The organism is Pseudomonas cucumis (assembly GCF_030687935.1).
In the GTDB taxonomy this organism is placed as follows: Bacteria; Pseudomonadota; Gammaproteobacteria; order Pseudomonadales; family Pseudomonadaceae; genus Aquipseudomonas; species Aquipseudomonas cucumis.
The window spans coordinates 702,713-722,497 of record NZ_CP117454.1; the positions used below are offsets into that span (position 1 = coordinate 702,713).

Sequence of the window (19,785 nt, forward strand, 5' to 3'; positions counted from 1 at the left end):
GGCTATCCAAGGGATGTGGTCTTCTTTTCACGTAGGTCATTTCCTAAGTTGTACTTCGGCACTCTACTCGGCCATGTCTCTCAGCGAGAATCCCCAGCCGCCCCTCCTGTAGAGAATCGCCGATGTTCGATCCAGTCAACGAGCCGTCATTTCGTCTGGATATAGCGGGTCTTCCCGATCCCTTTGAGGTTTTGGCCTTTACCGGTAGTGAAGCCATCAGCGAGCCTTTTGTGTTCGAGGTGGATCTGCTGAACGATGACCCGACGCTGGACCTTGCGAACCTGCTGTACCGCTCGGCCTTTTTACACTTCGGGCCCCGGGGGCAGGGTATTCACGGGCAGTTGCTTGGCCTCGTTCAGCTCGGCCATGGTGGCGAACCCGGGCTTTGCCGTGTGCGTCTGGGGCCCAGGCTGGCGTGTCTGGCCCAGCGCTTCAATCAGCGAATCTTCAGCCAGCGCTCGGTGCCGGATATTCTCGCTCAAGTACTCAAGGAGCACGGCATTGCCGGCAAGGATCGGCGCTTCGACCTGAGCGGCGACTACCCGTCCCGTGATTTCTGCACGCAGTACCGGGAATCAGACCTGCAATTTCTCCAGCGTCTGTGCGCCCAGGAACGGCTTCATTACTACTTCGAACACCGCTCACGCGGACACTGTCTGGTTTTCGGAGATGGCCTGGGGCAGTTTAGCCGTGGCGAAGAGAGCGTCTTCAAGGGTGAGAACGAACAACCAGGTGTGCGTCAGTTCAAGCTGCACGGCTGCGGGCAAATCGCCGAAGGCCAGACCAATCTGGCGACCCTGCGCAGCGGCCAACTGATGCCGCTGTCCGGCCATCCGTGTGTGGACTGGAATCGTCTCTGGCTACTGACCCATGTCGAGCATCAGGGAGGGCAGCAACCAGAGCTTCCTTATAGCAACCAACTACGGGCCGTTGTGCAGGAAATGCCTTTCGTGGCACCTCATTCGGGCGTGAAACCCAGGATGCACAGCCTGCAGCGGGCGTGGGTGGTCGAGGTCGATGAATCTCAACCGGATTTGTCCAGACCGGTTGCCGTGCAGTTTGACTGGCTTTACCAGGGAGAGGGCGCAGCGCCCAGCCACTGCTGGTTGCCGTTGGCTCCCGAGCTGGAAGGCGCGGGCACCCTGCCGTTGAGTGAAGGGGCGCAGGTGCTGGTGAGCTTTATCGAAGGCGATCCGGATCAACCCTTGATCAGCGGATTTCTTCCCGGCGCAGCCTCCAGTGCAGAGCCAGTCATACCCGACCTGCAACCCACCTTGACGACCGATGTCAGCCCGGTGCTCGAGGGCTTGCAGGGCTTGCTGCAATCCAGCGAACCCTTGGTGCTCCTGTGCCTGTTACCCGGCGGCGGCAGTTTCAGTCATTGCGCCCAATCCTTTTGCACCTGCCGGGCGGCGACGCAGCTCGGCCAGAGCGGTGCGGCATGATCGCCGTTCAGGCGGCTGACTCGACCCCGCAATGGCTGTTGTTCGATGTGCCGGACGTGCTTCAGGCCGACGCGGGTTTGCGACAACAGTTTGCTCATGTCCGATGGTTCCGGCTTTTCGAAGGCACCGAGTTTCACCCATTGCGTGAGTATGGGCCGGTATTGGTCAACCTTCGCGAATGCCCGGCGCTGGCCGAGTTGTGCCAAAGTGCGCCAGATACCTGGAGCGGGTTGCTGCTGGCCAGTGAAGCATCGCCATCGCAGTTGCTGGAGCATTTGCGACGCATGCTCACGGTCACTTTGGGTCTGCATCACCGGGCCTTGCTGAATTACTACAACCCACACACGGCGAGTTATTTTTTCGATGCCTGCGATGCGCAGGAGCTGAGTCGCTGGCTCGGTCCAATCGATCAGTTGCGCTGGTTCGGCGGCACTTGGGCCGACCGGGCCATAGGCTGTCAGGGCTGGCAGCAGTTGTTCAATCCGCGGCTTGCGGTCCGGCCGCTGGCCATCGAAGAAAACCTCAGCCCGCGTCAACGAGACACCTTGCAAACCTGCCTGCTGGAACAACACGCCTGGCGCTGGAGCCGATCCACAGGCACCGACTACAACAACGTGTGGGCTTACTTGCAGGAAGGGCTGGCGCTGGGTTTCAGCGAACGTCCGGTGCTCGATGGCTGGTTATGGTTGCGCTTGCAGCACCCCGACGCAGTGCCTGGGCAGTCGTTGTCGGGAATCACCCAGCAGGAGCGTCTCGATAGCCTGCGCAACCTGTGGCAGAACGATCAACCCTGAAGCTAACCCTCGTCATCCTTTGAACCAACTGTCGTGTTGGCGCAAGTACCAGGCGAACGCGCCGAGGGTCAGGCTGCGCAGCAACATGAACAACAGGAAGGTTATCCACAGTCCATGGTTGCCCAAACCTTGCAGCGCCCAGGCGAAGGGCAACAACAGGATCACCGTCAGCAGCATGCCGTTGCGCATTTCCCGGGCGCGGGTGGCGCCGATGAACAGGCCGTCGAGCAGGTAACTCCAGACGGCAATCAGCGGCAGCGTGGCGAGGTAAGGCAGATAGACGAATGCGGTGTCGCGCACGCTCTGGATGTCGGTCTGCATCTCGATGAACAGGTGCCCGGCGAACAGAAACAGCAAGGCAAACCCCACACTCGCCAGCAACGACCAACCGCACGCCACCACCAATGAGCGGCGCAGGGCCTCTCGGTCGCGAGCACCGATGGCGTGTCCGCACAGTGCTTCGACCGCGTGGGCCAAACCGTCCAGCGCGTGGGCGGTCAGCAGCAGGCCGTTGAGCAGCAACGCATTGGCGGCGACCGTGGCATCGCCCAGCCGCGCGCCCTGCACGGTGATCAGGAAAAACACGGACTGCAACGCCAGGCTGCGAATGAAAATGTCGCGATTGACCGCCAGCAATGGGCGCCAGCTCTGCCACAACGCCAGCGCTGCCCAGGCGATATGGCCGGGATAGGCGCGCAGGGCGTGGCGGGTCATGAACAGGCCGATCAGTGCGCCGGTCCACTCGGCGATCACCGAGGCCCGGGCCGCGCCGACCACACCCCACTCCAGGCCGAGCACGAACCACAGATTCAGTGCGATATTGACCAGGTTGGTGCTCAGCAAAATTGCCAGCGGCGCCCGGGCATTCTGAGTGCCGAGAAACCAGCCCACCAGCGCGTAGCTGGCCAGCGCTGCCGGCAAGCCGAACAGCCGCGTGTGGAAGAACTCGCGGGTCAGCTGATCCAGCTCCGCCGACGGTTGCATGAAGTGCAACGCGACCCCGCTCAACGGCACGCCCAATGCGCCCAACAAAATGGCCAGACCCATGGCCAACAACAGACCTTGAAGCAAAATCTGCCGCAACGCTGCGCCATCCCCGCGCCCGGCAGCCTGGGCGGCGAACCCGGTGGAGCCCATGCGCAGAAAGCCCATGGCCCAGGCAAGAAAGGTATACAGACTGGCGCCCACCGCGACAGCACCGAGCTGGTGAGCATGGGGCAGGTGGCCGACGACGGTACTGTCGACCAGCGCCACCAGCGGTACGGAAATGTTCGAGAGAATCATCGGGGCGGCGAGCGCCCAGACTCGACGATGGGTCGGACGGTCGCGCCAGTCGGCAATCAGGTTGGGCATGCAGGCTCCTTGGGGGCGCCTGCATTGTAGCGGCAGATTGTTTTGCATGATCGTTCTCATGCCTCTGCGTGGGAACGATCAGGGCAGGGTGTTAGTGAATAATCCAGCTCAGCAACCACAACCCCAGCAACAACCAGATAATCCCCATGATGATCGAGGCGTTCATGAAGGCGCGGATCGCCGCCCACAGCAGCATCAACCCGATGATCAGCGTGATGATGCTGACGATCGAAGTGTCCATGCCCAGCGCCTGGGCCAACCCTTCGACAAAATTGCTGCCGGCGTTGCTCAACAGGTTGAACAGACCACTGAGGGCATCGATGATGAACCGGATGGCCGAACCGATTATCTGGCCGAGCCATTCGAAAAAGCTTTCTACCTGCATGTGTACGTCCTGATGGAGTGGTGGCGTGGTTGCCGGATCCGAGCCTTGGGCTATTGATCGTGCTGCGTAGTTCCCGACCGCTCAAGTATGGCGCAAACATCTCTGTAGCAGCTGCCGAAGGCTGCGTTCGGCTGCGAAGCAGTCGACAGTCCTGCAGCCCGCGTTAAAACTGAAAGACCCAGGTGCTCGGTTTTGCGACTGCTGCGCAGCCGAACGCAGCCTTCGGCAGCTGCTACATAGACCTTGCCTTCACCCTCCATCCCCCCGAAGCTATACGCCTTCAGGAGAGCCCGATGAACCTTGTTGAACTGACCGAACGCCTGCACGCCATTCGCGACCGTAACGACTGGCGGCAATTTCACAGCCCGAAAAACCTGGCCATGGCCGCGAGCGTGGAAATGTCCGAACTGGTGGAGATTTTTCAGTGGCTGACCGAAGACCAGTCGCGCCAGTTGCCGGCGGACAAGCTCGCCCATGTCGGGCAGGAAGTGGGCGACATCGTGCTGTATCTACTGCTGCTGTGCAGCGAGTTGGGGTTGGACATGAATGAAGTGGTGCGCAGCAAACTCGCGGACAGCGAACGGCGGTTCAGCTGATGAGCGACCGTCATTTCGATCAACTGGCGACTCGCTTCGCCGAAAAAATCTACGGTGGCGCCAAAGGTGCGATCCGGCTCGCGGTGCTGCAGGCCGATCTGGCCGAAACCCTGCCAGACCGCCCGTTGCGCGTGCTGGATATCGGCGCCGGCCTGGGCCACATGTCGTTGTGGCTGGCCGAGCGCGGTCATCAGGTGACCCTCGCCGAGCCCGCCGAACCAATGCTTGAAGGCGCCCGTCAGCGCTTCGCCGAAGCGGGGCAAACGGCGACATTCATCCAGGCGCCATGGCAGGACCTGCTTGGACAGCTCACCGAACCTTATGACCTGGTGCTGTGCCACGCCGTGCTGGAATGGCTGGCAGAACCCCATGCGATTCTGCCGGTGCTGCATCAGTTGACGAAGCCGGACGGCTGGTTGTCCCTGGCGTTCTACAACCGCGATGCGTTGATCTACCGCAACCTGCTCAAGGGCCATTTCCGCAAGATGCGCAAGAACGACATGGCCGGTGAAAAGCAGAGCCTGACCCCACAGCAGCCACTGGATCCACGGGAACTGGCGGCGCAACTTGAGAGCATGTGGCAGGTCGAAACCCAGAGTGGGGTGCGGGTTTTTTACGACTACATGCCGGTGGAATTTCAGGCTCGCGTCGAACTGCCGGACTTGCTCGAAATGGAACTGGCCCACCGCCGTCACCCAAGCTTCGCCGGGCTTGGGCGCTACCTGCACTGGATCTGTCGGCCGATCTGACCGGAGCGCGAAATGAAAAGTCGTTCAGGGTTACTGGTGATCTGTCTCGGGTTGGCGGCCTGTCAGGGCAGCAACCCTTATGTCGCGACCTCCAATCCCCTGCCGCCGGCACCGCCTCAGGCCGCCACCACCTTTGACCGCAGCGCCTACCCGGCACCGCCACGCGACTACGGCCGCTATCGCAGCTGGGCCTGGCTCAACGGGCGCCTGCCACCGGGCACGGCCTGGGCCGACTCGGAGCAGGTGGCCGAAGCGGTCAGTAATGCCCTTGATCAACGCGGCTTGCGCCCACTGCACGACAACCGCCCGGCGGACCTGTTGGTCAGCGCCGACCTGCGTCTGGAAACCCGCTTGCGTCAAGTTCGGGATGACTATGGTTATGGCGGGGGCTACTACGGCGGTGGTTATGGCGGTTACAACCGCTACGGTAGCGGTTACGGCATGTACAACACGGTGCCGGTCATCCGTACCTATCAGGTACAAGTCGTGGTGGTGCGCGTCGATCTGTTCGACGCGAGCACTGGCGAGCCGGTATGGAGTGCCAGTGCCGAAACCAGCAGTCAGGGCAGCCAGAGCGAGCGTACCGATGCCATACGCGAAGCTGTCGAAAAGGCCATGTCGGCGTATCCTCCTAGTTAGCTTCCTTTACAGGAAGTCTCCCGCAGGTGCATGTCTTCTACCGGAGAAAAATCATGTTCCGCCATCTCGCTTTACTGACCATGGCCGCGCTGCTCTCTGCCTGCGCCGCCAACCAGGTCAATCATGATTTCGATGCCAGCCGCGACTTTGCCGCCTATCGTAGCTGGAGCTGGAAAGAGCCCGCCGTGCAATACCGTCCCGATGATCCACGGATCAAAAGTGACCTGACCGAACAACGCATCCGCCAGTCCATTGCCGATCAGCTGGATCAACGCGGCTTGCGCCCGGCCGCCGCCGGTGCCAGCTCGGACCTGAAGGTACAGGCCTATTTGATCGTCGAAGATCGCCAGCAACAAGTGACCACCTACTATGGCGGCGGTTATGGTGGCCCATGGTACGGCTACTGGGGCGGGCCGATGTACAACGAAACCCGCAACATCAGCTACAAGGTGGCGACCATCCAGGTCGACCTGCTCGATGGCAAGGACGGCAAGCTGGTGTGGCGCGGTAGCGACGAGCAGACGCTCAGCCGTACACCGAATCCACAGGACCGCAGCAATACGATCCGCGAGACGGTCGCGCGGATATTGGCTAACTATCCACCACACTAAACCAACACCACCGATCCACTGTGGGAGCGAGCCTGCTCGCGATAGCGGTCTGTCAGTCACATCAACTTCAGATGTGCCGCCGTCATCGCGAGCAGGCTCGCTCCTCATGGTTTCTTTGTCATCGGCAGTAGCATGTTGCCAGCAATCTGGCGGACCCTTGTCTACACTGCTTCACATCGTTGGAGGTAGCCCTCGGCAGTGCGCCGGCAAAGGAGTGAGCCATGTCTCCCTGCTTGCAGTTTCGTAGCCCGGCCCGGCAACGGGGAGCGATCGGATTGATGGCGGTGCTGGCTCTGGGCATGGCCTTGGTGTTCCTGCTGCTGGTGGTCGACAGCGGTCGCCTGTACCTGGAAAAACGCAGCTTGCAACGGGTGGCGGATATGGCCGCGCTGGAGGCTGCCACGCGCAACGGTGATTGCGCCGCAGGTGCCACCGCTACGGCCTATGCCACCGCCAGCGCAAACCGCAACAATTTCACCCTGCCTGACCCCACGCGCAACCTGACGGTGGCCTGTGGCGCCTTGACCCTGGACGCCAACAATCTTCGGGTTTTTACGGCTGATCCGAGCAGCAGCGAAGCCATTCGGGTGACCGTCAGCCATTCGATTCTGCAGAGTGTCGCCGGTGGTATTGGTGCCGTGTTCGGCGGTGCTCCGGCCGGTGAGACCCTCAACCTGACCGCAACCGCCGTCGCCACGTTGCCGCCACCGCTGGCATCGCTGACCATTCGCACTACGGTGTTGAGTGTCGATACCAGCAAGTCGGCCACCCTCAATGCGCTGTTCGGTGGTTTGTTGGGCGGCAATCTGAACCTCTCCGTGGCAGGTTGGGAAGGGTTGCTGAACACCAACATCAGCCTGCTCGGTTACCTCGATCGACTGAAGGTCGACCTTGGCGTCAACGCCGCCGGGTATAGCCAGGTGTTGGGCACTTCGGTAGCCGTCAGCCAGTTGATCCAGACCGCCGTCAATGTGCTGGACCCCGGTGGCACACTCGGCGCGACGGCGACCATTGTCGGCCTGCAAGCACTCAAGGTTGCCGCTGGCTCGACGACCGTGGTGCTGGGCAATTTGTTGCACGTCGAGAATGGCAGCAACTTGTCGGCGTCGACGACTAACGTGAGCGTGTTCGACCTGATCGAAGGCATCGTGCAACTGGCCAACAAGAAGAACGGCCTGGTGGCGACACTGCCGATCAATCTGGCGGGGCTGGCGCAAATCACGGCTCGGGTGCAGGTGCTGGAACCGCCGCAACTCTCGGCGATCGGCAATCCGAAAAACGCGGCGCTGGATCCATTGGGACCCAATCGGATCTATGTGAGAACCGCGCAGGTTCGCACATTGCTGTCGATCGACTTGCCAGCGCTGGACGCCATCGCGGCGCTGGTCAATGCGGCGGCGGATCTGGCAGGACCGCTGACCAACATCCTCAACGCGTTGCTCAATCTCAACTTGGTGGCGGTGCTCAATTCACTGACCTGTGCCATCGGCGTGCCCTGCCAGACGCCTGACATTATGGTGTTGCCGGGGCCGATACGGCTCGATGTAGCTCTGGACGTCGCCAGTGCCAGCAGTTACGTCACGGCTTATAGCTGCGTCAGTAACACCAATAAAACCCTGACCACCAGCACCAGTACGTCGCTGGTGAACCTGAAAATCGGCCGGATAGATTCGGCCAGCATGTTCGGCAGCAACACCACGCCGCCAGCGGTCACGGTACAACCGTTGAAGGTGATCGATATCGGAATTAAAACCTGCCGCCGGCTTCTCTTTCTGCCCATCACCTGCGATCCGCGTGTACCCGGTGTCGGTGGCGGCATCGATATCGTTGCCGACACCAGCGTGGCGGCGAACACCAACATTTCCCATGTCTATTCCGCACCACCCGCCACCAGCCTGCCGGAAATCAACCAGCCGCCGTTCTACTACTCGTTCACTACCAGCAGCATTGTCAGCAACTTGCTCAACACGCCGGTTAATATTCATGTGGACATGTATGGCCCGTCGGGCAGTCTTGTCAGCGGTCTGGGAGCCATCCTGAGCAACGTCACCACCTTGCTGATCAGCGCGATCAACAGCGTGCTCAGCCCGTTGCTCGACAGCTTGATCAACACCTTGCTGTTAAGCCTTGGGATTGATTTGAACAAGGTCGACGTCGGCGCCAACCTCAGCTGTCACTCGGGGCGGGCGACGCTGGTGATCTGATCGCCCGTGGCAATCGGCAACTCGATACAAAACCGCGCGCCCTCGGTCGAATTTCTTACACTTAAGCGTCCGCCCATATTTGCGACGATGCCGTAACTCACCGACAACCCGAGCCCGGTGCCGATGCCCACCGGTTTGGTGGTGAAGAAGGGTTCGAAAATCCGCTCCAGCAGCCGTGGATCGATACCGCCACCGTTGTCCTCGACCCACAGTCGCACCCAGTGTTCATCGCGTTCGGCGTACACCGAAATCCACGGTTTGAACTCCCGGTCGGCCTCGCGTTTGCTCAGCAGCGCATCCCGCGCATTGACCATCAGATTGATCAGCACCTGTTCCAGCTGATCGACGTAACCGCGCACTTGCACTTCGAATCCGGTCTCGCTGACCCGCAGTTCGACGCCTTTGCCGCGCATGCCTTCGGACAGCAGTGACAGCGTGCCTTCAATGGCTTGAGCCGGATTGAACGGGTGCTGCTCGATCTCCGAACGCCGACCGAATACCCGCATGTGATCCACCACCCGCGCGGCGCGCTGGACTTGCGCGTCGATGCGGTTGAGCTTGTCTGTCAGGTAATCGATTTGCGCATCGCCATTGCTCAGGCGCTTGAGCACATTGACGATGGCCATGCGCATCACGTTCAGCGGCTGATTGATTTCATGGGCCAGCCCGGTGGCCATTTCGCCAAGGGTGGCCATTTTCGCGCTCTGGGTGAGCTGCTGTTGGGCGCGCCGGACTTCGGTGTTGTCGCGGCCCACAGCCTGTATTTCAAGCAACTGCCCCTGTTCGTCGAACACCCCGCGATCCGACCAGACCCACCAGGCGTGTTCCCGTCCTGGCAGTTGCAGGTTGATTTCCGCGGTGCTGACCGGAAACTCCGGGCTCAGGTGACTGAGCCGCTGGAGGAACGCTTCGCGCTGCTCCGGCGACATCCAGCTGCCCAGGTTCACTCCCGGCAGCTTCTCGGGCTGGCATTCCAGGTAGGTCGCCAGCGGGCGGTTGCCGAAGGTCAGTGTCAGGTCTGGAAGGTAGCGGCATATCATCGCCGGGGAATCTTCCACCAGGATTCGATAGCGCTCTTCACTCTGTTTTACTTGCTCGGCGGCCAGGGTCGCTTCGGTGACATCCAGCCACAGCCCCACGGCTTCCACCGGCAGCCCAAGGTCGTCGCGCAGCAGTTTGGCTTCGTCGAGCAGCCAGTGATAATCGCCGCGACTGTCGCGCAGCCGATAACGGGCACGCACGGAGCCTTCGCGCAGCAGTTGCCGGGTGCGCTCGAAATAGCAGTCGCGGTCCTCGGGGTGGACCCGTTCCACCAGCGCGCCGGCGGCACAATCGGCGAGCGACCAACCGAGCAGCGGCAACAGGCTGTCGCTGAAAAATGTCGGTTGCAGCGCACCTTCGACATAGCGCTGCACGTAGATCACCGCCGGTGAACTGGCAATCAGATTGTCCAGCCGGGCATGGGCGGCAGCGGCGTTCTGCTCCTGATTTTTGATGTCACTGATGTCGAGCATGAAGCCCACCAGCCGCCGGTTTCTGCCGATGCCCAGGGCTTGGCCTTGCAGTCGATACCAGATCGGCGTTTGCGCCACTTCGGGGCGATGCAGGCGTACGCACAGCAGCAATGGCGCACCTTCGTCCTGCAAGGTTTGCAGGCGCATCGTCAGCTCTTCACGGTCGGCGGGATGGATCTGTTCGAGCCAGTTGTGCAGCGGTAAACGAGTGCTCGCAAGGTTGAGCATACCGGCCAGCGATGGCGCCAATTGCACCTCGGCACTATCGCTGAAGACCTCCCACCAGCCGGTGCCGAGCAAGGCTTGCAGAGACTCCAGCCGCTCCAGTTGCAGATGGTGCTGATGCTCGCGCAAGCGCTCCAGCAGCGGGCCGGCTAGCGCGGCGGTGAGTTGTAACCAGTCGCGCTCGCTCAGGTCGGGGGCACGTTCTTGCACCGGGTAGAAACCACAAAGTAACCAGGCCACCACGCCTTGGGCATTGTGGTACGGCACCGCGAACCCTTCGGCATTGCCGAAGATGCCTTGCAGGCGCGGGTGTTCGCTGGGGCTCAGTTGCTGGGGGACGGAGCCATTCAAACTGTCAAGGCCGGTACCCAGGCGTTGATCGATTTTCCACAACCCGGGTGCATCGAAGGCCGCGTAATGCTGGTGGATCAGCCAACCCTCGGCCTGTTCATCGAGCAAGGCCATGGCGATGCACGGGATCTGAAAACGCTGAGCCAAGCCTTGCAGTTGCTCCGCCAGCACCTCGGGCAAGCGCGTCAAACTGCACAGGCGCAACTGTTCGCTGATCTGCGCGGAGAGTAATTGGCATTGTTCGCGGCTGCGCGCTTGTCGTCGTTCGAGCAACAGGTCGCCGATGTCGATCAACTGCAACAGCCAGTTTTCGCCCAACGGCTGCACCCAGCCACGCAGATGCAGCGGTTGTTCGCCGAGGCTGAAAAAATCCAGGTCCAGACTCTGTCCCTGCCACTCGGCAGGCGTACCTTCGACTGACAGGCTGCTGTGGGGCATGAGGTAATCGAGCAGATGCGGTGTCTGTGCGCCGGGCATTTGTTGCGCCAGCAGATGCCGCAGCGGGCCGCTCAGCTGAATCACCCGACCCTCGTCATTCAGATGCAACTGCAAACCCACACGTTGCACGCTCGCAGTGTCCGCACTGTTGGAGGGCTGTGGCGGTTGGCGATTGAGCAGGCGCCCGAAGAGCTTGTCTCCGGAACTCAAAATTGCAGGCTCGATTGGGCGGTAAGGGTTGCCGGCAGATTGGGCACCGAGCCGATCCCCGGTAGCACCAAAAACGGCAGGACTTGATTCAGTTTGCTGGTGGGGTAATTGATGGTGACCGTCAGTACGCCACCGGTGTAGGTGGCACTGGCGTCGGTGGCCACATTGAAGTTCAGCGCGGCGGGAATCCAGGCCAACTGTCGAGTCAGTTCGGTGGTCGCTATGTTTCTGACGGCGGTGTCGTAATTGGCGGTGCTCGGGTCCAGCGCCACACTGCGGCGCACCGCTTCGGCTGTCGATTGATTGAATGATTGCATCAGCAACAGCGGCAGGCTGTAACTGACCAGCCCATAAAACACGGCGAAAAAGATGATGAACACCAAAGCGAATTCAATCGCCACGGCACCTTTTTGTTTGCGGGGGAGGCCTGTTTTCATGAGTGCGTCTACCCTGACCATCACGACGTAGTATCAGCATAGAATCATTCAGCCAAAACGGACGTTTTTTACCGGATGCAGAACTTTGTCCTACTGATCTGGCTGACGCTTTGCGCAGCTCAGGATGTCCGAGAGCGGCACATCGCCAATGGCCTGACCCTTGGCGTGGGCGTATTGGCGCTGACGTATCTGTTGTGGACGGGCACCACATGGTTGGGGGCCGAGGCTGCGCAGGGCGGCTGGGCTTTGTTGTTGGCTCTGGCTTTCACCTTGCCCGGTTATGCATTGAAACGTCTGGGGGCGGGCGACGTGAAACTGATGGCGACGCTGGGTCTTGCGACGGACGGTATGCACCTGCTCGGCGGCTTCATCGGCGCCGGATTGGCCAGTGCGTTCTGGCTGCTGTTGGCGCCAAGACTCTGGCTGTATATGGGGCAGGGGCTTAGGGATCATCTTCGTTACCTGGGACCAGGAACGTCAAAAAAGCAGCCCTTTGCGCCGTTCGTATTGGTGGGCATGTTGCTCACTCTGGTCTGGATGCATTAGTCGCCGGGCGCTACTCGTTCTATGTACATAGTTGGAAAGTGCGTCTACTTTCAACAACAGTTGTTGTACAGCCTATGGGCAGTGGGTACAGGAACGGTCAAGCCAGACTTGGCATGGAGTGACACGTGAACAAGCGTATCTCGGCAATAAAAGTCCTTGTGGTCGATGACGAACCATTGATTGTCGAAGAGCTTTGCGAGTTCATCGAGCGCAATGGTTATCGCTGTGTTCCTTGTCAGTCCGGCAAGCAGGCGATCGAGCGTTTCAATGAATATGAGGATATCGGTCTGGTGCTCTGTGATTTGCAGATGCCCGACATGGATGGCATTCAACTCGTTCAGACGCTGCAACAATTGTCCGGCAAGCACCGGGCGTTCGAGGCGATCATGCTCACCGGCCGCGCAGACAAGCAGGATGTGATCAAGGCGTTGCGCGCCGGGTTCGCCGACTACTATCAGAAACCGATAGATCTGGCGGAGTTGCTCGAAGGTTTGCAGCGCCAGGAAGTGCTCTTGCAGGAGCGGCAAAAAAACCTGCAGTTGGGGCATTTGAGTCAGAAGTTGCAGTACCTTTGTGAGTCGATCGACGAGTTGTATCAGGATCTGGACAAGGTTCGTCGGGGACCGTCTTCGGTGTCTTCGTCTGATTCGGCTGACGGTGCATTCAGTGAGGCGGAGCGGGTGGAGATGCCGGCGGTTTTCAATCAGCTGTCGCCGCGGCAGTTGGAAGTGGCGCGGTTGGTGGGCAAGGGGCAGACCAATTATCAGATTGCCTGTGAGTTGGGGATTACCGAGAACACGGTGAAGCTTTATGTGTCGCAGGTGTTGCGGTTGACGCATATGCATAATCGCACGCAAGTGGCGTTGGCGTTGTCGCCTGGTAATGCTGGGGGGCGGCGGCTTACTGCGCACTGAGTTTTTCGGGTGTACGCTGTTTCATGGTGTACATATCCATTTCTGCGGTAACGGCGGCTTATGGTTTCGCCCTTACGGCGAGTCCCTTTTGGCAAACGCCCCAAAAGGAACCAAAAGGTCTCGCCCCAAGCGTACGGCCCCTCGCTAAGGCTCGGCGTTCCTTCGCTCCGGTATCCATCTGGGGGCATCGCCCTACGGTCTGCTTCGCTACGACCTACATGCGATGGGTTCGACTGCGTCGAACGGCGCTGCGCGCCAATCCCCAGATGAACACCTCCACTCAGCCTCCCGAAGGGGCGGGTGGATCAAAATCAAAAGCCAGATCAAAAGCGGCTGGCGAGCTAACGCTCGGCCTGTTGAGTGGTGAAGGGCGGGTGCACGCCGCTCCACTGTGGGAGCGGGCTTGCCCGCGATGGCGGCCCGACAGCCGCCCAAGCTCTCTCAGACATACGCCGCCCCACTTGTAGGAGCGAGGCTTGCCCGCGAAGGCGCCCTCACAACCAACCAATCTCCCCCAGACATACGCCAATCCACTGTGGGAGCGAGCCTGATCTCGCGATGGCGGCCTTACAGACAATGATGTTTATCGATCAGTAAAATCATCAGAACCTTCCCACATGTTTTTCAGGTTGCCCGTCGGACGCTGCGTCTCTAGCCTTTGTCCGTCGCTGACAATTCAGCGACCGGGCGTCGCGGCTCGATTCTTGAGGCATAATCGCTCCACCGAACAACAACACTTTTGGGTGTCTGTCGTTCGTGTCATGGCGACTGTGCGCGGGATACCTTCGGGTATGCCGAGCTGCCTCGGGGATCGGTCCGCGAACCCGCGTACAGCTGCCACCCCGCTGCCTGACCGCGCGCTCGACCACTACCTCAAGCCACCGCTCAAACAACCCGAAAGCCGTAAGCCAAGCAAGATGTTTCTGGTCGCCCTTGGCCCATGTCTGCGAATCACTGGCCTCGGCCAGCGTCATGACCAGCGACATTGCCGCGTATGTCGACACCCCTTATTGCAGACGTACACCGTTCAGCTGTGGGATATCAAGTCAGATCAAAAGATCGCCGCCTTCGGCAGCTCCTACGCGGAATATGCGTTTCCCCTGTGGAGCTGCCGAAGGCGGCGATCTTTTGATCCTGGCGGCCTGACAGCCGACCAATCTCTCTTAGACATACGCCGACCCACTTGTAGGCGCGAGGCTTGCTCGCGAAGATGGCCTTACAGGTAACGATGTTTATTGATCAGTAAAAACATCAGAACCTTCCCACATGTTTTTCAGGTTGCCCGTCGGACGCTGCGTCTCTAGCCTTTGTCCGTCGCTGACAATTCAGCGACCGGGCGTCGCGGCCCTTTGATCTGATGCATAATCGCTCCACCTAGCAACAGCACTTTTGTGTCTGTCGTTTCGTGTTATGGCGACTGTGCGCGGGATACCTTCGGGTATGTCGAGTTACTCAGATCTCGGTCCGCGAACCCGCGTACAGTTGCCACCTAAAATTGCGTCGCGGCAATTGGAAGTGGCTCCATTTCAAATCTGAGGAGTCACCATGTTCAAAGCCACACCGAATCCCCCTGAAACCGACAACGTTTCCCCTTACGAATCTACTGATTCAAAAAAATTCCACGACGCCGCTAACCGCGCGCTCGATCACTATCTCAACCCATCCGCCCTCAAATCCCCCGTGGCCCGCAAGCCGAGCACGATGTATATGGTTGCGCCGGATATCAAAGACGAAGACCTGTTGGCCCACACCTGTGAATCGTTGGCCCAGGCCAGTGTGATGGCGAGTGATTTTGCAGGGTATCTGGAAGGGCCGCACCGGCACACGGCGATGGCGATTCAACAGATCGTCATGCTGGCAGAACTGGCGGTGAACCGGATGCTGGATAACGTTGCCATACCAAAAACCGCGCCACACAGCTGACCCCCTGTAGGAGCGAGGCTTGCCCGCGAAGGCGATTTCACATTCAACATGGATGTCGTCTGACACGCCGCCATCGCGAGCAGGCTCGCTCCCGCAATTGAATCGTGTGCATCTGCGAGGGATTGGTTGGCTGTCAGGTCGCCTTGGCGGGCAAGCCTCGCTTCTACGGGATCGCCGTTGGCCTTTCAACGAACAAAGGCCCGGGCCAAAGCGGTGAAGCTGGGGCCGGCCAGTACGATCAGCAATGCCGGGAAGAGAAACAACATCATCACGACGGACATTTTCGCGGACATTTTGGAGATGTATTCCTGCAAGCGTGTCAGGCGTCGGTCATCGAGCAGTAGTTTGAGCCCCAGCAGTGATTTCATGGCGCCGCCGCCCTGGTGGATCAATTGCTGAAGAATCACGCAGGTGTCGGTGAATTCGTCCACCGCCAGTAACTGGGTGGCCTTGTTCAGCTCTTCGCCCAGTTCCAGACCGGAGTCGACCCGCGTCAGTATCAGGCGCAGTTCATGGGTCAGGACTGGCAGTAATTGTTTGCCTTCGATGCTCAGCACGCGCAGCGACTGCTCCACCGCCATGCCGGATTCGAACAGGATGCGCAGCAGCGGAATGAAGGTAGATATCTCGATCGCCAGTTGTTTTTGTCGACGGTGTGCGGCAGCGGCCAGCAAGCGTTTGGGCAGTAAGTAACCGAGGGCAGTGGCGAAGGCCGGGGTGATCCAAGGGTTGTTAACCTGCGCAAAGAACACACTCTGGATCAATAGACTCAGGACCAACGCAAGCACCGGTATGCCGATCTGGCAGGCAGCGAACAGCGAGCGTTGTCGGGCGCTGCGCCAGCCGAGGCGGTTGAGCAGCATTTGGGTTTCGTTGTCCAGTTTGACCGAGCGCTGACCGATGCGGCTGTCGCCCAGCACTTGCAACCAGTGACGGACGCGATGGTCGCTCAGTGGTTTGCCGTCCAGTCGTTGAGCCACTTGGCGAGCACGCCGATGTTGCTCCAGCAGCCCACTGAGCAGCAACAGCGTGGCCGCCAGAAACAACAATGCGCTGATCAGCAGGGCTATTTTCATACGCTACGCAACATGCGCCACAGCGCCAGGCAACCCACGACCTGCAGGCCGAACGCGGTCGCGAGCATCATTTGCCCCGAGCTGCTGTTCCACATGGCGAGCAGGTATTTCGGATTGGACAGCAAGAAATAAGCGGCGAGCCCCACCGGCATCAGGGCCAGCACCACCGCGGTGATGCGGGTTTCGCCCGTCATGGCGCGCAATTGGCGCGCAGCCTGGTCTCGTTCGCGGATCATTTTGATCAGGTTCTCAAACAGCTCACTGGCATTACCGCCGTAGCGGTGATTGACCTTCAGGCCCAGCGCGAACAAGCGAAACTCGTCTTTCTCGTACAGTTCGGCGAAGTCCGTGACAGCATCAGGCAGGCTGACGCCCAGTTGCACGTTGCGCTGAACCCGGCCCATGGCGTTTTTCAGTGGGTCTTCGGCGGCGTCGATGGCGACCAGTACCGCATCGGCCAGGGTGCGTCCGGATTTCAGGCTGCGCACCGTGTGATCGAGCAACGGTGGTAGTTGTTCGATCATGCGCTTGAGCCGGCGCTGATAGCACCAACTGATGTACAGCCGCAAAGCCAGCGGCGGCATCAGCAACAACGCCAGCAAACCGATCCAGCCCGCGAGGGCAACGCCCAGCAAGATGCCCAAGGCCCAGAGCAACAGCCACAACCCCAGGCGCTCGGTGGGCCGACCGAGGCCGGCGCGTAGAAAGGCTCGCTCCAGGCCAGCCCAGGATGATTTCGCCACCGCCAGTTGCGGTTGCCCCTGCATCAAGCGACCAAGGGTTCGATCGATGCCGCTCTGGCGCAGACCGTTGTAGAACAAACGGATCGACAGGCCCAGCAACGTCAGGCAAATCAGGATGAGCAGCGTCGGTTTGAGCATGCCGTGACCCTTCAGTGCGATAAGGGAGAGAGCGCCGACTCACGACGCAGTTTATCGCCGGCGGGGTTGACCGCCTCGCGCAGAAAACCGAAACCGGTGCGTCGGTCGAAGCGGAACAGCGTATTGGTCACATAGATGTCGTCACGAATACCGACGACCTCCACCACTTCGCTGACGCAGCGGCGACCATCGGGCAGGCGCGTCAGTTGGATCACCACGTCCAGCGCCGCACAGATCATTTGCCGCAGGGTGCGTTCGGCGATGGCGCGTCCGGTCAGGCCCACCAGAGTCTCGAGGCGCAACAGCGCATCCTGGGCATTGTTGGCGTGTACGGTGCTCATGGAACCGTCGTGCCCGGTGTTCATCGCGGTAAGCACGTCAACCACTTCGACGCCGCGAATCTCGCCGAGGATGATCCGGTCCGGGCGCATCCGCAGTGCGTTGCGAATCAGATCGCTGGCCTTCACTTCGCCGTGGCCTTCGGCATTCGGCGGTCGGGTTTCCAGGCGCACCACATGAGGATGGCCCAGTTGCAATTCGGCGACGTCTTCGATGGTGACCAGGCGTTCGTGAGGGGCGATCAACTGGCTGAGAATGTTCAGCAGCGTGGTCTTGCCGGTGCCGGTACCGCCGCTGACAAGGATGTTGCAACGCTTGCCCACGGCCTCCTGAATAAATTCAAAGATCGCCTGATCGATGGTTTGCATCGCCATCAGGTCGGAGCTTTTGAGCATGTCCTTGCGGAATTTTCGAATCGACAGGCACGGGCCATCGAGGGCAATGGGCGGGATGATCGCGTTGACCCGGCTGCCATCGGGCAGGCGCGCATCGACCATCGGTGAAGACTCGTCGAGCCGTCGGCCCAAGGGCGCGAGAATTCGTTGCATCACCCGCTCGACGTGGTGGTCGTCGATGAATCGCAGGTCACTCAGGTGCAACACACCGTCGCGTTCGACGAACACCCGGTGCGGGCCGTTGACCAGGATTTCGGTCACCGTCGAGTCACGCAGCAACACCTCTAGAGGACCGAAGCCGGTGAGCTCGTCGACGATTTCCTCAGCCAGCCGCTCCATCTCATAACGGGAAATCGCCAGGTGCAGACGGGCGATGTACTCGGCGACTTTGTCGATGACGAACTGCGACAGCATTGGCCGCGAACCTTCCAGCAGGTTTTTCCCGGACTCTTCGATGGCGTCGATGATGTAGCGGTGCAGCACCAGTTTCAGGCCTTCGTGGTCGGTATTGCCGGCCGGCCCGTGGGAGGGTGCGCCGAAGAGTCTTTCCCCGCTCATTGCGCGCCCCTCAATCGGTCAAACCAGCCAGCCTTGGGTTTATCCAGATCTTCGGAGCGTTTAGCCAGACGTTCGCCGAGGGCGCGCAGGCTTTGGGTCAGGCCTTCGCGCGGAGCCAGTTCGAACAGGCTCACCCCCTGATTTTTTGCGTTGAGCCGTACTTCAGGGCTGTAGGCCAGGACCGCCATAACCTCCATGCCGAAGCTTTTGCTCAAGGTGTCGGAGTCTGGCGCGACGTTGCGCAGATAGCGGTCTACCAGCAACCTGGCGTGATCGAGCTTGAGGCCTTTTTCGCGCCAGCGGCCGAGCACCTCAAGGTTGCGTCGGCAGTCGAGCACATTCTGATCGGTGTACCACAGCAACTTGTCGCAATGGCTGACGAAGGTGCGCAACGCTTCGCTGTCCGACTGGCCGGTGAGGTTCACCACGATGTGCTGGAAATGTTGACGCAAGGCGCTGAGCAACATGTACAGCTCGGCGGCACTGGTCTGTTCCAGCGGTTCGTCGTTGCTGGCATAGGCAAGAATCCGCAGCCCGGCGTCACAGGTGGTGAAGGCGCTGTCGATCAGCGTCGCGTCGAGGCGCCTCAGATGGCGCAACGCATCGCCGAAATGAAACGAGCTCTCCAGCCCCAGCAACGCAAGGCTGTCGCCACGCGGCAGGCCCAGATCCAGCAACAGTGTCTGCTGGCCGCTCTTTTGCACCACGTGCGCCAGGTGGTTGGCGAGCAACGCTCCGTCGGCATTGTTCTGCGCACCGTAAAGCACGGTCAGGCCACCCTGTTGACTCTGTTGCAGGTTCGGCGCCACGGTCGGCAGGCGTTTGCTCAGGCGTCGCACCAGCCCGGCAACTTCACTGGAGCGCGAGCCGTAAGAGACGAAATCCCGCGCGCCGGCACGCATGGCATTGAGCACGAGTTGGTTGTCCATGCCGTCGCCCAAGGCAACGATCGCCAGCATCGGTTTGGCTTCCAGGGCACCCTCGATCAACGCGCTCTGGGCCACCACATGCTCACGGTCCAGACCCACGAACACCAGGCTGGCAAAGGTCACGTCCACCAGCGTCAAGAGTTCATCGAGGTTGCCGCCACCGGCGCTGATCACTCGGCCCAAAGGGGCAAGGGCACCTTGCAGCCACTCGAAGTCGGTGCTGTTGCGCGTGATCGCGAGGAACGTCTGACTCAGGTTCTGGGGTTGGCTCAT

The 19,785-nt window shown here is 60.4% G+C and carries 18 protein-coding genes and 1 pseudogene; 11 read left to right on the plus strand and 8 right to left on the minus strand.

Features of this window, described 5'->3' with window-relative positions:
• The first annotated feature begins 122 nt into the window (after positions 1–122).
• Together PSH97_RS03015 and PSH97_RS03020 are read left to right on the plus strand one after the other, a co-directional pair.
• The gene (locus PSH97_RS03015) at positions 123–1,445 is read left to right on the plus strand and encodes a type VI secretion system Vgr family protein (protein WP_305448046.1); all 1,323 of its coding nucleotides are present in this window, start codon (positions 123–125) and stop codon (positions 1,443–1,445) included.
• Positions 1,442–2,239, plus strand: a complete 798-nt coding sequence (locus PSH97_RS03020; protein WP_305448047.1) for a DUF4123 domain-containing protein — start codon at positions 1,442–1,444, stop codon at positions 2,237–2,239. Before PSH97_RS03015 ends, PSH97_RS03020 begins: the two co-directional genes overlap by 4 nt.
• Before the next feature lie 12 nt (positions 2,240–2,251).
• On the opposite strand, the gene PSH97_RS03025 is transcribed toward PSH97_RS03020, so the two are convergent.
• Both PSH97_RS03025 and PSH97_RS03030 read right to left on the minus strand, forming a co-directional pair.
• A complete protein-coding gene (locus tag PSH97_RS03025) occupies positions 2,252–3,592 on the minus strand; it encodes an MATE family efflux transporter (protein WP_305448048.1) in 1,341 nt (446 codons plus the stop codon).
• Positions 3,593–3,683: 91 nt separating this feature from the next.
• Positions 3,684–3,977, minus strand: coding sequence for a hypothetical protein (locus tag PSH97_RS03030; protein WP_305448049.1), 294 nt, complete (start codon positions 3,975–3,977; stop codon positions 3,684–3,686).
• A 293-nt stretch (positions 3,978–4,270) separates the two neighbouring features.
• On the opposite strand from PSH97_RS03030, the gene PSH97_RS03035 reads away from it, so the two are divergent.
• The 5 genes from PSH97_RS03035 to PSH97_RS03055 all read left to right on the plus strand — a co-directional run bounded on the left by PSH97_RS03035 (position 4,271) and on the right by PSH97_RS03055 (position 8,776).
• Positions 4,271–4,573: a MazG-like family protein gene (locus tag PSH97_RS03035; RefSeq protein WP_095634107.1), complete on the plus strand. Its 303-nt coding sequence runs from the start codon at positions 4,271–4,273 to the stop codon at positions 4,571–4,573.
• Positions 4,573–5,322: a methyltransferase domain-containing protein gene (locus PSH97_RS03040; protein ID WP_030128232.1), complete on the plus strand. Its 750-nt coding sequence runs from the start codon at positions 4,573–4,575 to the stop codon at positions 5,320–5,322. The genes PSH97_RS03035 and PSH97_RS03040 overlap by 1 nt, the downstream gene beginning before the upstream one ends.
• 12 nt (positions 5,323–5,334) lie before the next feature.
• Complete coding sequence (locus PSH97_RS03045; protein WP_305448050.1) at positions 5,335–5,961, plus strand: DUF4136 domain-containing protein; 627 nt, start codon at positions 5,335–5,337, stop codon at positions 5,959–5,961.
• A gap of 53 nt (positions 5,962–6,014) precedes the next feature.
• On the plus strand, positions 6,015–6,572 hold the full coding sequence (locus PSH97_RS03050; RefSeq protein ID WP_305448051.1) for a DUF4136 domain-containing protein: 558 nt from the start codon (positions 6,015–6,017) through the stop codon (positions 6,570–6,572).
• Between the two features lie 221 nt (positions 6,573–6,793).
• Positions 6,794–8,776, plus strand: coding sequence for a pilus assembly protein TadG-related protein (locus tag PSH97_RS03055; protein ID WP_305448052.1), 1,983 nt, complete (start codon positions 6,794–6,796; stop codon positions 8,774–8,776).
• Here PSH97_RS03055 and PSH97_RS03060 read toward each other — a convergent pair.
• Entirely contained in the window at positions 8,746–11,514 is a 2,769-nt protein-coding gene (locus PSH97_RS03060) for an ATP-binding protein (RefSeq protein ID WP_305448053.1), read from the minus strand. The two genes, PSH97_RS03055 and PSH97_RS03060, sit on opposite strands and share 31 nt — an antisense overlap.
• Entirely contained in the window at positions 11,511–11,951 is a 441-nt protein-coding gene (locus PSH97_RS03065; RefSeq protein ID WP_305448054.1) for a TadE/TadG family type IV pilus assembly protein, read from the minus strand. Before PSH97_RS03065 ends, PSH97_RS03060 begins: the two co-directional genes overlap by 4 nt.
• Positions 11,952–12,026: 75 nt before the next feature.
• Here PSH97_RS03065 and PSH97_RS03070 point away from each other — a divergent pair, with 75 nt between their 5' ends.
• The 4 genes and pseudogenes from PSH97_RS03070 to PSH97_RS03080 all read left to right on the plus strand — a co-directional run bounded on the left by PSH97_RS03070 (position 12,027) and on the right by PSH97_RS03080 (position 15,334).
• A complete protein-coding gene (locus PSH97_RS03070) occupies positions 12,027–12,497 on the plus strand; it encodes a prepilin peptidase (protein ID WP_305448055.1) in 471 nt (156 codons plus the stop codon).
• 125 nt (positions 12,498–12,622) lie between these two features.
• Positions 12,623–13,411: a response regulator transcription factor gene (locus PSH97_RS03075; RefSeq protein ID WP_305448056.1), complete on the plus strand. Its 789-nt coding sequence runs from the start codon at positions 12,623–12,625 to the stop codon at positions 13,409–13,411.
• Between the two features lie 851 nt (positions 13,412–14,262).
• Positions 14,263–14,419 (plus strand): annotated as a pseudogene (locus PSH97_RS28680) (DUF6124 family protein); the annotation flags it as partial.
• 537 nt (positions 14,420–14,956) lie between these two features.
• Complete coding sequence (locus PSH97_RS03080) at positions 14,957–15,334, plus strand: DUF6124 family protein (RefSeq protein WP_305448057.1); 378 nt, start codon at positions 14,957–14,959, stop codon at positions 15,332–15,334.
• Positions 15,335–15,519: 185 nt separating this feature from the next.
• Here the strand turns inward: PSH97_RS03080 and PSH97_RS03085 are convergent, their stop codons facing one another.
• From PSH97_RS03085 to PSH97_RS03100, 4 genes are read right to left on the minus strand one after another with little or no spacing between them, the layout of a single operon-like run.
• Positions 15,520–16,410 carry a type II secretion system F family protein gene (locus PSH97_RS03085; protein WP_305448058.1) on the minus strand — a complete coding sequence of 297 codons (891 nt, stop codon included), beginning with the start codon at positions 16,408–16,410 and terminating at the stop codon, positions 15,520–15,522.
• On the minus strand, positions 16,407–17,291 hold the full coding sequence (locus PSH97_RS03090) for a type II secretion system F family protein (RefSeq protein WP_305448059.1): 885 nt from the start codon (positions 17,289–17,291) through the stop codon (positions 16,407–16,409). The genes PSH97_RS03085 and PSH97_RS03090 overlap by 4 nt, the downstream gene beginning before the upstream one ends.
• 11 nt (positions 17,292–17,302) lie before the next feature.
• Positions 17,303–18,583, minus strand: coding sequence for a CpaF family protein (locus tag PSH97_RS03095; protein ID WP_305448060.1), 1,281 nt, complete (start codon positions 18,581–18,583; stop codon positions 17,303–17,305).
• Positions 18,580–19,785 (minus strand): AAA family ATPase, encoded by a 1,206-nt coding sequence (locus tag PSH97_RS03100; protein WP_305448061.1) that lies wholly within the window; start codon positions 19,783–19,785, stop codon positions 18,580–18,582. Before PSH97_RS03100 ends, PSH97_RS03095 begins: the two co-directional genes overlap by 4 nt.